This is a genomic window from Burkholderia sp. NRF60-BP8, assembly GCF_001522585.2.
GTDB lineage: Bacteria > Pseudomonadota > Gammaproteobacteria > Burkholderiales > Burkholderiaceae > Burkholderia.
On sequence record NZ_CP013373.1, the window covers coordinates 3,360,043 to 3,372,935 of the forward strand.

At 68.0% G+C, this 12,893-nt stretch carries 12 protein-coding genes and 1 tRNA gene; 5 read left to right on the top strand and 8 right to left on the bottom strand.

Annotation, left to right across the window (positions count from 1 at the left end; translation table 11 throughout):
• Position 1 precedes the first annotated feature (1 nt).
• Together gatA and gatC are read right to left on the bottom strand one after the other, a co-directional pair.
• Positions 2-1,492, bottom strand: coding sequence for an Asp-tRNA(Asn)/Glu-tRNA(Gln) amidotransferase subunit GatA (gatA, locus tag WS54_RS29320; RefSeq protein ID WP_059780757.1), 1,491 nt, complete (start codon positions 1,490-1,492; stop codon positions 2-4).
• A gap of 69 nt (positions 1,493-1,561) precedes the next feature.
• Complete coding sequence (gatC, locus tag WS54_RS29325) at positions 1,562-1,861, bottom strand: Asp-tRNA(Asn)/Glu-tRNA(Gln) amidotransferase subunit GatC (RefSeq protein WP_006485929.1); 300 nt, start codon at positions 1,859-1,861, stop codon at positions 1,562-1,564.
• 366 nt (positions 1,862-2,227) lie between these two features.
• Between gatC and WS54_RS29330 the strand changes: the two genes are divergently transcribed.
• The 5 genes from WS54_RS29330 to rodA all read left to right on the top strand — a co-directional run bounded on the left by WS54_RS29330 (position 2,228) and on the right by rodA (position 8,524).
• Positions 2,228-3,271, top strand: coding sequence for a rod shape-determining protein (locus tag WS54_RS29330; RefSeq protein ID WP_004189550.1), 1,044 nt, complete (start codon positions 2,228-2,230; stop codon positions 3,269-3,271).
• A 138-nt stretch (positions 3,272-3,409) separates the two neighbouring features.
• The gene (gene mreC / locus WS54_RS29335) at positions 3,410-4,468 is read left to right on the top strand and encodes a rod shape-determining protein MreC (RefSeq protein WP_059780756.1); all 1,059 of its coding nucleotides are present in this window, start codon (positions 3,410-3,412) and stop codon (positions 4,466-4,468) included.
• The gene (gene mreD, locus WS54_RS29340; RefSeq protein WP_059780755.1) at positions 4,465-4,977 is read left to right on the top strand and encodes a rod shape-determining protein MreD; all 513 of its coding nucleotides are present in this window, start codon (positions 4,465-4,467) and stop codon (positions 4,975-4,977) included. The genes mreC and mreD overlap by 4 nt, the downstream gene beginning before the upstream one ends.
• 101 nt (positions 4,978-5,078) lie before the next feature.
• The gene (mrdA, locus tag WS54_RS29345; protein WP_034208687.1) at positions 5,079-7,364 is read left to right on the top strand and encodes a penicillin-binding protein 2; all 2,286 of its coding nucleotides are present in this window, start codon (positions 5,079-5,081) and stop codon (positions 7,362-7,364) included.
• Between the two features lie 11 nt (positions 7,365-7,375).
• Positions 7,376-8,524, top strand: coding sequence for a rod shape-determining protein RodA (rodA, locus tag WS54_RS29350; protein WP_034208688.1), 1,149 nt, complete (start codon positions 7,376-7,378; stop codon positions 8,522-8,524).
• Positions 8,525-8,652: 128 nt separating this feature from the next.
• Here the strand turns inward: rodA and WS54_RS29355 are convergent, their stop codons facing one another.
• The 6 genes from WS54_RS29355 to WS54_RS29380 form a co-directional block, all read right to left on the bottom strand.
• Positions 8,653-9,405: a tetratricopeptide repeat protein gene (locus WS54_RS29355; protein ID WP_059780754.1), complete on the bottom strand. Its 753-nt coding sequence runs from the start codon at positions 9,403-9,405 to the stop codon at positions 8,653-8,655.
• Complete coding sequence (locus tag WS54_RS29360) at positions 9,402-10,187, bottom strand: HpcH/HpaI aldolase family protein (RefSeq protein ID WP_059780753.1); 786 nt, start codon at positions 10,185-10,187, stop codon at positions 9,402-9,404. Before WS54_RS29360 ends, WS54_RS29355 begins: the two co-directional genes overlap by 4 nt.
• Before the next feature lie 335 nt (positions 10,188-10,522).
• Positions 10,523-10,975 (bottom strand): 6-carboxytetrahydropterin synthase QueD, encoded by a 453-nt coding sequence (queD, locus tag WS54_RS29365; protein ID WP_027785754.1) that lies wholly within the window; start codon positions 10,973-10,975, stop codon positions 10,523-10,525.
• An 18-nt stretch (positions 10,976-10,993) separates the two neighbouring features.
• Positions 10,994-11,626, bottom strand: coding sequence for a 7-carboxy-7-deazaguanine synthase (gene queE / locus WS54_RS29370; RefSeq protein ID WP_059780752.1), 633 nt, complete (start codon positions 11,624-11,626; stop codon positions 10,994-10,996).
• A gap of 75 nt (positions 11,627-11,701) precedes the next feature.
• Positions 11,702-12,436, bottom strand: coding sequence for a 7-cyano-7-deazaguanine synthase QueC (gene queC / locus WS54_RS29375; RefSeq protein ID WP_034208692.1), 735 nt, complete (start codon positions 12,434-12,436; stop codon positions 11,702-11,704).
• A 351-nt stretch (positions 12,437-12,787) separates the two neighbouring features.
• Positions 12,788-12,863: transfer RNA gene (locus WS54_RS29380), tRNA-Phe, on the bottom strand.
• Between the last annotated feature and the right edge of the window lie 30 nt (positions 12,864-12,893).

Sequence of the window (12,893 nt, forward strand, 5' to 3'; positions counted from 1 at the left end):
CTTACACCCCTGCCGGTACTTGCTTGTGCCAGTCGGTCGCGCGCTGGAACGCGTCGGCGACCTGCAGCATCCGGGCTTCGTTGAAATAGTTGCCGATGATCTGCAGACCGACCGGGCGCTTCGCGTTCGCGCCGGCGCCGAAGCCGCACGGCACGCTCATGCCGGGCAGGCCGGCGAGGCTCACCGACAGCGTGTAGATATCCGCAAGATACATCTGCACCGGATCGTCGCCCTTCGCGCCGAGATCCCATGCGACCGTCGGCGACGCCGGGCCCATGATCACGTCGCAGGACTTGAACGCTTCCTGGAAATCGTTCGCGATGATGCGGCGGATCTTCTGCGCCTGCAGGTAGTACGCGTCGTAATAGCCGTGCGACAGCACGTAGGTGCCGACCAGGATCCGGCGCTTCACTTCAGGCCCGAAGCCTTCGGCGCGCGACTTCTTGTACATGTCGAGCAGGTCGCCGTACTGCGCGGCGCGATGGCCGAAGCGCACGCCGTCGAAACGCGACAGGTTCGACGACGCCTCGGCCGGCGCGATCACGTAGTACACGGGGATCGACAGTTCCGTCTTCGGCAGCGACACCGGCACGAGCGTCGCGCCGAGCGCTTCGTATTGCTTGAGCGCCGCGTCGATCGCCGCGCGCACGTCGTCGGCGAGGCCGGCGCCGAAATACTCGTTCGGCAGGCCGATGCGCAGGCCGGCGAGCGGCTTGCCCGCGTCGTTGCCAGGCGCCCACGGCTGGCCGAGGTGGCGCGTGAAGTCCTCGTCGTCGCGCTCGAGGCTCGTCGAGTCGCGCTCGTCGAAGCCGGCCATCGCGTTCAGCAGCAGCGCACAGTCGGACGCGCTCTGCGCCATCGGGCCGCCCTGGTCGAGCGACGACGCGAACGCGATCATCCCGTAGCGCGACACGCGGCCGTAGGTCGGCTTGATGCCGGTCACGCCCGCGAACGACGCGGGCTGGCGGATCGAGCCGCCGGTATCGGTGCCGGTCGCGGCCGGCGCGAGGCGCGCGGCGACGGCGGCCGAGCTGCCGCCCGAGCTGCCGCCCGGCACCGCGTTCGTGTCCCACGGGTTCTTCACCGCACCGAACGCGGAATTCTCGTTCGACGAGCCCATCGCGAACTCGTCCATGTTGGTCTTGCCGAGCGTGACCATGCCGGCCGCCTGCAGGCGGGCGACGACGGTCGCGTCGAACGGGCTCTCGTAATTCGCGAGCATCTTCGAGCCGGCGGTCGAGCGCCAGCCGCGCGTGACGAAGACGTCCTTGTGCGCGATCGGCAGGCCGGTCAACGCGCCGCCCGCGCCGCGCGCGAGTTCGGCGTCGGCGGCTTTCGCCTGCGCGAGGGTGAGGTCGGCGTCGACTTGAATGAACGCGTTCAGGTCGCGCGCGGCGTCGATCCGTTTCAGATAGTGCTGCGCGAGCTCGACGGCCGAGCATTCCTTGGCGGCGAGCGCGGCGCGCAGTTCGGTCAGGCTTTTTGCGTGCATTGAGTGGTTTTCCTGGGAATTCTGGGTGGCGCGCGGCGCCGAGCGGCCGGCGCGCTTGTCATCGAACGCTTACTCGATCACCTTCGGCACGAGATAGAGGCCGTCCTGGACGGCCGGCGCCGGACGCTGGTTGTCGTCGCGATCGACGACTTCCGTCACGGCGTCGTCGCGCAGGCGCTGCGCGACTTCCTGGATCTGTTCGATCGGGTGGGCGAGCGGCGCGATGCCGGCGGTGTCGACCGCCTGCATCTGCTCGACGAGGCCGAAGAATTCATTGAGCTGGCCGAGCATGTGCTCGGCGTCGGCGTCGGCCATTTCGAGTCGCGCCAGGTGCGCGATGCGTTTCACATCGGTCAGGGTCAGGGCCATGCGATCACCGGAAAAACAAGGCTGCGCAGTGCGTCGAAAGCAGCACTGCGGCGGGGGGTTGGAGGGTGCGATCCCACCCTCAAAAATCGGGGCCGAAGCGGCAAAAATACCGCCCGTTTCGATTCAAATACCGAGAAATTATAAGGTATCATTACGCGTTCGACCCAAACCCGGCAGCCTTTTCCCGCACCGTTTCGCCCCCTTCGGCAAGCCGTGCGTGCTTCGTGCGATCCCCGGTAGACATCACTCGCAGCTTCGTGCGCCGCGGCGGCCGCTTCCGCCACGCTTCCCGAGGCTGTTATTTTTTCCGCTGCCGCCCTCAGCGCTCGCTATGCAGGGCCGGCCCAGAGCGAAACAGGATTCTGAATGTTCGGTTTTTTGCGCAGCTACTTCTCCAACGATCTCGCGATCGACCTCGGCACCGCAAACACCCTGATCTACATGCGCGGCAAGGGCATCGTGCTCGATGAGCCGTCCGTCGTGTCGATCCGCCAGGAAGGCGGCCCCAACGGCAAGAAAACGATCCAGGCGGTCGGCAAGGAAGCCAAGCAGATGCTCGGCAAGGTGCCGGGCAACATCGAGGCGATCCGCCCGATGAAGGACGGCGTGATCGCCGACTTCACCGTCACCGAGCAGATGATCAAGCAGTTCATCAAGACGGCCCACGAGTCGCGCATGTTCTCGCCGTCGCCGCGCATCATCATCTGCGTGCCGTGCGGCTCGACCCAGGTCGAGCGCCGCGCGATCAAGGAAGCGGCGCACGGCGCCGGCGCGTCGCAGGTCTACCTGATCGAGGAGCCGATGGCGGCCGCGATCGGCGCGGGCCTGCCGGTGTCGGAAGCCACCGGCTCGATGGTCGTCGACATCGGCGGCGGCACGACCGAAGTCGGCGTGATCTCGCTCGGCGGCATCGTCTACAAGGGCTCGGTGCGCGTCGGCGGCGACAAGTTCGACGAGGCGATCGTCAACTACATTCGCCGCAACTACGGGATGCTGATCGGCGAGCAAACCGCCGAGGCGATCAAGAAGGAAATCGGCTCCGCGTTCCCGGGCTCCGAAGTCAAGGAAATGGAAGTGAAGGGCCGCAACCTGTCGGAAGGCATCCCGCGCAGCTTCACGATCTCCAGCAACGAAATCCTCGAAGCGCTGACCGATCCGCTGAACCAGATCGTGTCGTCGGTGAAGATCGCGCTCGAACAGACGCCGCCGGAACTCGGCGCCGACATCGCCGAACGCGGGATGATGCTGACGGGCGGCGGCGCGCTGCTGCGCGACCTTGATCGCCTGCTCGCGGAAGAAACCGGCCTGCCGGTGCTCGTCGCGGAAGATCCGCTGACCTGCGTCGTGCGCGGCTCCGGCATGGCGCTCGAGCGCATGGACAAGCTGGGCAGCATCTTCTCGTACGAGTGATCGCCGAGTGATCGCCTAGGCAGTCCCGTTTGATATGACGCACGCGCGGCGTGGCCGGATCGCTCGTTCAGAACGAACCGCCGCGCCGTTTGCGCGTCTGAGCATTATTTAACCGATCACACGCGCCCGGCGCCGACCATGGAATACAGTCCGCCGCCCCTCTTCAAGCAAGGTCCGCCCGCGCTCGCGCGGCTCATCTTCTTCGTCGCCCTCGCCATCGCGCTCCTCGTGTCGGACGCGCGCTTCAGCACGCTCGAAATCGTCCGCGGCGTGCTCGGCACCGTGCTCTATCCGCTGCAACGCGCGGCGCTCGTCCCGCGCGACCTGTTCATGGGCGCGGCCGACATCGCCGTCACCGGCGCGTCGCTGCGCCACGAGAACGACGACCTGCGCAAGCGCAACCTGCAGCTGTCCACGCAGGCCAATCAGGCCGCCGTGCTCGCGCAGGAAAACGCGCACCTGCGCGCGGTGCTCGAGCTGCGCCAGCACATCGCGACGCAATCGACGCCGGTCGAGATCCAGTACGACACGAGCGACCCGTTCACGCAGAAGATCGTGGTCGGGCAAGGCTCGCAGCAAGGCATCCAGGACGGCTCGCCCGTCGTCAGCGAGGACGGCGTGGTCGGCCAGGTCACGCGCGTGTTCCCGCTGCAATCCGAAGTCACGCTGGTCACCGACCGCGATCTCGCGATTCCCGTGCAGGTGCTGCGCACCGGCCTGCGCAGCGTGATCTACGGCACGCCGAAGGGCGATTCGCTCGACCTGCGTTTCGTGCCGACGAGCGCGGATCTCGTCGCCGGCGACGAGCTCGTCACGAGCGGCCTCGACGGCGTCTATCCGCCCGGCCTGCCGGTCGCGAAGGTCGTGCGCGTCGACAAGCTCGCCGATACCGCGTTCGCCCGCGTGACCTGCGCCCCGGTCGCGGCCGTGCGCGGCGCGCGCCAGATGCTCGTGCTGCATTACCGGAACGACATCCCGCCGCGCCCGGCCGAGCCCGATCCCGCCGCCGACAAGAACGCGAAGGGCAAGAAAGGCGCGAAAGCCGCCGCGAAGGCCGAGAAAGCCGACAAGGCCGAGAAGGCCGACGCGAACGCGAAACCGGCCGCCGCGGCCCAGCCGGCCGTTGCAAAGCCGGCGCCGGCCGCCCCCGCCGCGCCGGCCAAGCCCGCCGCCGGGCAATCGGGAGCCCAGCGATGAACCGCCCGCAATACATCCTGCAGCCGGTCAATCCGTACTTCATCGTCTTCAGCCTCGCCGCCGCGTTCCTGCTGAACCTGATGCCGTGGGGCCGCCTGCCCGGCGTGCCCGACTTCGTCGCGCTCGTGCTGCTGTTCTGGAACGTCCACCAGCCGCGCAAGGTCGGGATGGGCGTCGCGTTCGCGCTCGGCATCCTGATGGACGTGCATGACGCGGGGCTGCTCGGCGAGCACGCGCTCGCCTATACGCTGCTGTCGTACGGCGCGATCACGATCCATCGCCGCGTGCTGTGGATGCCGATCGGCGTGCAGGTGCTGTACGTCACGCCGCTGCTGGTCGGCGCGCAGCTCGTCCCGTTCGTGATCCGCCTGCTGATGGGCGCCGCGTTCCCCGGTTGGCGCTATCTGGTCGACGGTTTCGTCGAAGCCGCGCTGTGGCCGATCGCGAGCCATCTGCTGCTGATGCCGCAACGCCGCCCGGTCGACCCGGACGATACGCGCCCGATCTGAGCCGGACCGACCTTGAATACCCGCCGCCCCCACGCCCGCCGCGCGCCGTGCTCCGGGGCGGCACCTCGCCCGCGCCCGCGCGCGGGCCAGATTGCCCTTAAATGACCGAATTCAACGACACCCAACAGCAGCTCTCGAGGTTCCGCCTGCGCGTCGCGGCGGCGGGCGTGTTCGTGTTCGTCTGCTTCGGGCTGCTCGCGAGCCGCTTCTTCTACCTGCAGCTGATGCAGCACGGCAAATACGCGCTGCAGGCCGAGGAAAACCGCATCTCGGTCGCGCCGATCGTGCCGAACCGCGGGATCATCACCGATCGCAACGGCGTGATCCTCGCGAAGAACTACTCGGCGTACACGCTCGAGATCACGCCGTCGAAGCTCGACGACACGCTCGACAACACGATCGACAAGCTGTCCGAGATCGTCCCGATCGACGCACGCGACCGCCGCCGCTTCAAGAAGCTGCAGGAAGACTCGAAGAACTTCGAGAGCCTGCCGATCCGCACGCGGCTCACCGACGCCGAAGTCGCGCGCTTCACCGCGCAGCGTTTCCGGTTCCCCGGCGTCGACGTGCGCGCGCGGCTGTTCCGCCAGTACCCGCTCGGCATGACGGCCGCGCACGTGATCGGCTACATCGGCCGGATCTCGAAGCGCGACCAGGATCGCATCGACGCGATGAGCGACGACAACGACAGCGACCAGGAACACTACGATCCGCGCCGCGACGCGAACAACTACAAGGGCACCGACTACATCGGCAAGATCGGCGTCGAGCAGAGCTACGAAACCGAGCTGCACGGGCTGACCGGCTTCGAGGAAGTCGAGGTGACGGCCGGCGGCCGGCCGGTGCGCACGCTGTCGCGCACGCAGGCGACGCCCGGCAACAACCTCGTGCTGTCGCTCGACATCGGGCTGCAGCAGGTTGCCGAGCAGGCGTTCGCGGGCAAGCGCGGCGCACTCGTCGCGATCGAGCCGAAGACGGGCGACGTGCTCGCGTTCGTGTCGTCGCCGAGCTTCGACCCGAATTCGTTCGTCGACGGCATCGACCAGCAGACCTGGGACGAGCTGAACAACTCGCCCGACAAGCCGCTGCTGAACCGCCCGCTGCACGGCACCTACCCGCCCGGCTCGACGTACAAGCCGTTCATGGCGCTGGCCGGCCTGACGCTCGGCAAGCGCACGCCGGGCTGGGGCTTCCAGGATCCCGGCTACTTCACGTTCGGCGGCCACACGTTCCGCAACGACGTGCGCTCGGGCCAGGGCTGGGTCGACATGAACAAGGCGATCATGGTGTCGAACGACACCTACTTCTACATGCTCGCGCGCGACCTCGGCGTGAACGCGATCGCGAACTTCATGAAACCGTTCGGCTTCGGCCAGATCACCGGTATCGACATCCAGGGCGAGGCGCGCGGGATCCTGCCGTCGACCGACTGGAAGAAGAAGGCATTCAAGAAGGCCGCGCAGCAGAAGTGGTTCGACGGCGAGACGATCAGCCTCGGGATCGGCCAGGGCTACAACTCGTTCACGATCCTGCAGCTCGCGCACGCGACCGCGACGCTCGCGAACAACGGCGTCGTGATGAAGCCTCACCTCGTGAAGGAAGTCGAGGATCCGATCTCGCGTGCACGCCACCTGACCGTGCCGAAGGAAAGCGACGTGATCCCGCTGAAGGCGGCCGACATCGACGTCGTGAAGCGCGGGATGGAGAACGTGATCGAGAACCCGTCCGGCACCGCGTACAAGGTGTTCCGCGGCGCGCCGTACCTCGCCGCCGGCAAGACCGGCACCGCGCAGGTGTTCTCGCTGCAGGGCTCGAACTACAAGGGGCACCTGCTCGCCGAACATCTGCGCGACCACGCGCTGTTCATCGCGTACGCGCCGGTCGACCACCCGCAAATCGCCGTCGCGCTGGTCGTCGAAAACGGCGGCTGGGGCGCCCAGGCCGCCGGCCCGATCGCGCGTCGCGTGCTCGACTACTACCTGGTCGAGCGCCAGAACCCGAAGAACGAGGCCGCGGCCGTAGCCGCCGCGGCGTCGGCCACCGAGCCGGTGAGCGCGCCCGTGGTCGGCGACACCTCGAAGCCCGCCACCATCGCGGCCGGCTTCACCGCGCTGCCGCAGCCGGTCGTGCCGTCGGCGGCCAGTGCGGCCGAGGCGGCATCGGCCGCATCGGCGGCCTCCGGCACGGCCGACGCCGGCGCCACTGCCACGCCGCCGGCCGACGCGAGCGCCGCGGCGCCGATGGCCGCGAGCCTGCCGCCGATCCGGCGCCCGCACCGGCCGCGCCGGCCCGCGAGCGACGCGCAGCCGCTCGTCGCCACGCCGCGGGACGACAACCACCGTGCGACGGCCCCCGCGAAAGCGGCGGACGCCGGCACCGCTCATTGACGGAGAAAGGCATGCAATTCGACAAGCGCGCCTGGCTCGACAAGATCAAGCAGATGTTCGCGGGGTTCGACCGCCCGCTCGCGCTCATCGTGTTCCTGCTGCTGTGCGTCGGCATCGTCACGCTGTACAGCGCGTCGATCGACGTGCCGGGCCGCGTCGAGGACCAGTTGCGCAACATCCTGCTGACGTTCGTGCTGATGTGGGTGATCGCCAACATCCCGCCGACCACGCTGATGCGCTTCGCGGTCCCGCTCTACACGTTCGGGGTCACGCTGCTGATCGCCGTCGCGCTGTTCGGGATGACCAAGAAGGGCGCGAAGCGCTGGCTGAACGTCGGCGTCGTGATCCAGCCGTCGGAAATCCTCAAGATCGCGACGCCGCTGATGCTCGCGTGGTACTACCAGCGTCGCGAAGGCGGGCTGCGCTGGTACGACTTCGTCGCCGCGTTCGGGATCCTGCTGGTGCCGGTCGGGCTGATCGCGAAGCAGCCCGACCTCGGCACGGGCCTGCTCGTGTTCGCGGCCGGCTTCTTCGTGATCTACCTCGCCGGCCTGTCGTTCAAGCTGATCGTGCCGGTGCTCGTCGCGGGCGTGATCGCGGTCGGCTCGATCGCCGTGTTCGAGGAGCGCATCTGCCAGCCCGAAGTGCAGTGGCCGCTGATGCACGATTACCAGAAGCACCGTGTGTGCACGCTGCTCGACCCGACGTCCGACCCGCTCGGCAAGGGCTTCCACACGATCCAGGCCGTGATCGCGATCGGCTCGGGCGGCGTGCTCGGCAAGGGTTACCTGAAAGGCACGCAGGCACACCTCGAATTCATTCCGGAGAAGCACACCGACTTCATCTTCGCGGTGTTCTCCGAGGAATGGGGGCTCGCCGGCGGCCTCGTGCTGCTGACGCTGTACATGGCGCTGATCGCGCGCGGGCTCTACATCGCCGCGCAGGGCGCGACGCTGTTCGGCCGGCTGCTCGCGGGCTCGCTCACGCTCGCGTTCTTCGTCTACGCGTTCGTCAACATCGGGATGGTGAGCGGCGTGCTGCCGGTCGTCGGCGTGCCGCTGCCGTTCATGAGTTACGGCGGCACCGCGCTCACGACGCTCGGCATCGCGATCGGGATGATCATGAGCGTCGGGCGGCAGCGGCGGCTGATGAAAAGCTGAGCGCGCGGCCCGCACCGCGGCGCTCGGAAACGACGATGCTGGCGTGAGCCGCGCCCAGAGATTGGACTCGATCCAACCTTTTGGGGCGTGTTTCGATGAACCGCCTGGATGGCTTGGGCGCGGGCCGCTTACTGCGGCGGCGCGTGCGGCTTGCCTTGCTCGGCGCCGGCGCCCGATGCCGGCGTCGGCGCCTTCAGCCGCGCGCTCAACTCCTTGAATTTCAGCTCGGCCGTCTCGTCGCCCTGCGCGGCCGCCGCCGCGTAATACGCGCGTGCGATGTTCAGGTTCTGCGCGACGCCGTCGCCGCCGCGCTCGTAGAACGACGCGGTCACGTACTGCGCGATGGGCTCGCCCGCGTCGGCGGCCTGCTTGTACCACGCGAATGCCTGCCGGTTGTCGCGCGGCGTGCCGCGCCCGTCGAGGAACTGGTTCGCGAGCGACAGCTCGGCCTGCACGTGCCCCTGCTTCGCGGCCCGCAGGAACCAGCGATGCGCTTCGGCCGGGTTGCGCGCGACGAACTCGCCGTCGTCGAACATCCGGCCGTATACGTACTGCGCATGCGACATGTTCGCGTCCGCCGCCCGCTTCAGCCAGCGCAGCCCTTCGTCGACGTTCGCCGTCACACCTTCCCCCGTCAGCAGCATCATCGCGTAGTTGAACTGCGCAAGGCGATCGCCGCGCTCGGCCGCGTCGTGGAATTGCACCAGCGCCGCGCGATAGTCGCCGGCGTTGTAGTCGGCGACCGCCGATTGCGTCTCGTGCGACGGATCGGGCTTCGCTTGCGGCGCGCCCTGCGCGGCGGCGGCCGCACACACGGCCCACAGGCCGACCATCGTCCCGATCCGCGCGCGCCGGCGGCACGCACCGTCTGTGCCGTTCATGACCGTACCTCCTGCAACGCCTGCCGCGTCGCGCGCAGCAGCCAGCTCACGTCGGCCGACACCGTGATCATCCGGTAACCGGCCTCGCGATACTGGCGCGCGGCTGCCGTGTCGCCGGCGAAGATGCCGACCGCGACGCCGGCCTGCTTGCCGGCCGCGAGCACGCGCGCCATCGCGGTTTCGACGTCCGGGTGGCGGATATCGCCGAGATGCCCGAGGCTCGCCGCGAGATCGGCCGGGCCGACGAACAGGCAATCGACGCCGGGCGTCGCCGCGATCCGCTCGACTTCGTCGACGCCGCGCGCCGATTCGACCTGCACGATCACCGCGACCTGCGCATTCGCCGTCTGCAGATAGTCGCGGCGCATGCCGAACGCCGCCGCGCGCACCATGCCTGCGACCCCGCGCAGCCCGTCGGGCGATTCCGGCGACGGAAAGCGCGTGAGCCGCACCGCGTGCGCGGCGTCGTCGGGCGTCTCGATACACGGAAACATCAGCGTGCGCGCGCCGGCGTCGAGCGCGCGCTTCACGAGCCACGGCTCCCGCGCCGGCACGCGCACGACCGGCTCGCTCGGCAGGTGCGCCGCGGCGATCGCGCACAGTTGCGACGCCACGTCGCGACTGTCGTTCGGCGCATGCTCCATGTCGATGCAGAGCCAGTCGTAACCGGCATGCGCGAGCGCCTCCGCGGCCGAGTCGCTGCCGAGCGACAGCCACAGGCCGTACAGCGGCTCGTCGCCGTCGCGCAGGCGTTGTTTGAGGGAATTGGTGAGCGTGCTCATCGATACGGCCTCCGGAACGGAACGGCAATCGAACGGGACAAGCAACAGGCGAAGCGAAACGCGCGGCGCCGGGCAATCGAAGCATGGCGGCGCCAGCGGATCGCGCGCCGGAGAACGTGAGTCGGACCGGGCCGGCCGATCTGACAGCGCGGGCCGCGCAATCGCTCACGCGAGCGTTTTTCGGTGCCGCACGACGATCATAGCGCGGCGGGGTGCTCGATGCGGGAACAGACGGGGGAAGCCGTACCGGCACGGCGCGGAGGAAGGCGAGCCGGCGGCGGCAGCGACGAGGCGGCCCACGCCGGACGGCGGGGCTGCCTCGCGGGAGGGCAGGGTCAGCGGCCTGGCTGGCGCTCGACGTCGGCCCAGCAGTTCGGCGTCTCGTACAGGCGCACGCGCTCGAGGCGCAGGTTCACGCCGTAGTGCGCGTCGTACACGTTCGCGAGGAGGTCGAACGCGATCGCCGCGAGGTTCTCGACGGTCGGAATCCGATCGAGCACGACGGTCTTGTGGTCGGCCATCTGCTCGAGGAACGAGCGCACGACCTCGTCGCGCGCATAGACCAGGAACGCGTGATCCCACTTGCTGACGAGATGCTCGACCGCGAGCGCCTTCACGTCGGCGAAATCCATCACCATGCCGCGGTCGGGCGCCCCCTCGGTATCGACGAGATCGCCGCGCAGCGTGATTTCGAGCACGTAGCGATGGCCGTGCAGGTTCCTGCACTGGCTGCGGTGATCGGGAATGCGGTGGCCCGCGTCGAATTCGAGTTTTCGGGTAATCAGCACGATGTCAAAAGCCGTGGCTCAGGGAATGTTCAGATATTTATGGGTCTGCATCGACAGCCGCCACTGCGGATGACGCTTGCACCAGTCGATCGCGAGCTTCGTATTGAGGTCGCGCGACGGGCCGTCCATCGGCTGCACGAGAAAATACGCGAAATCGAGCTTCGCGTAGTCGGCCAGCCGCTGGTTGTCCTGCGGAACGACGACCTTCAGTTCGTTGCCCTTCGTGACGACGAGCGGCGCATCGGCCTTCGGGCTCACGCAGATCCAGTCGATCGATTCGAGCACCGGCAGCGAACCGTTGGTCTCGATCGCGATCTCGAAGCCGGCCGCGTGCAGCGCGTCGACGAGCGGCTGGTCGAGCTGCAACATCGGCTCGCCGCCCGTGCAGACGACGAAGCGGTGCGCTTCGCCCTCCGGCCACAGGCCGGCGATCGTCGCGACGAGCGCCGCGGCGTCCTTGAACTTGCCGCCGTTCTCGCCGTCGGTGCCGACGAAGTCCGTATCGCAGAAGCGGCACACGGCCTCCGCACGATCCTCTTCGCGGCCCGACCACAGGTTGCAGCCGGCGAACCGGCAGAACACGGCCGGCCGGCCCGCATTCGCGCCCTCGCCCTGCAACGTGTAGAAAATTTCCTTGACCGCGTAAGTCATCGTGCTTCGTCCGGCTTGCGCCGCTCGTTGTCGATCAGAATCCGTTGTCCATCAAGCGCTGCCCGCGCAGCCGCGTCACAGCGGCGCTTCGGTCACGCGCTCGCCCTTCAGGTAAGCCTCGTAGCCGCGCTTGCGCAGCTTGCAGGCCGGGCATTCGCCGCAGCCGAAGCCCCAGTCGTGCAGTTCCGCGCGCTCGCCCACGTAGCACGTGTGCGTCTCGACGCGGATCAGTTCGACGAGCGTCTCGCCGCCGAGCTGTTCGGCGAGCTGCCACGTCTGCGCCTTGTCGAGCCACATCAGCGGCGTCTCGAGCACCATGCGCGTATCCATCCCGAGATTCAGCGCGACCTGCAGCGCCTTCATCGTGTCGTCGCGGCAGTCGGGATAGCCCGAAAAGTCGGTCTCGCACATCCCGCCGACCAGCACGCGCAGCCCGCGGCGATAGGCGATCGCCGCGGCGATCGTCATGAACATCAGGTTGCGGCCCGGCACGAACGTGTTCGGCAGGCCGTTTGCCGCCGTCTCGATCTCGATCGTGCGCGTCATCGCGGTATCGCTGATCGCGCCGAGCACCGACAGGTCGATCATGTGATCGTCGCCGAGCCGGTCCGACCACGCGGGAAACTTGCGCTTCAGCGCTTCGCGCACGCCTTCGCGACACTCGAGTTCGACGCGATGGCGCTGGCCGTAATCGAAGCCCAGCGTCTCGACCGTCTGGTAGCGCTCGAGGGCCCATGCCACGCACGTGGCGGAGTCCTGCCCGCCGGAAAACAACACGAGCGCGCCGTCTTTAGCGTCTGTCCGAATCACCGTGATACTCCGTGAATGTGTAGGCTCGCGTCGCACTGCGCCCCGAGGCCGGCTGCCGCCGGGCGGCCCGACGCGGCCGGCCTGCGCCGGCTCGACCAGTATAGGCAGCGCGGTCGGCCGCGAATGCGGCGGCGCGCTTATACCGCTCATCGCGCGGCATCGTTGCCGCGCGCCACGGCAGGCGCACCGCGGGCAGCCTGCCATGCGCATGAAGCGATGCGCTAAGTCATTGAGCGGGCACGGATTTTATCATGCTCCGGCGAATGCTGCCGGGCTCGCCGCCCACGACACGCAATACCCACCACAAACGAAAAACCCCAAGAACCTTCCGATTCTTGGGGTTTTAAATGCTGGTGGCCTGGGACGGAATCGAACCATCGACACGCGGATTTTCAATCCGCTGCTCTACCAACTGAGCTACCGGGCCAACGAAGAATGAAAGTATATCGAGCTATTG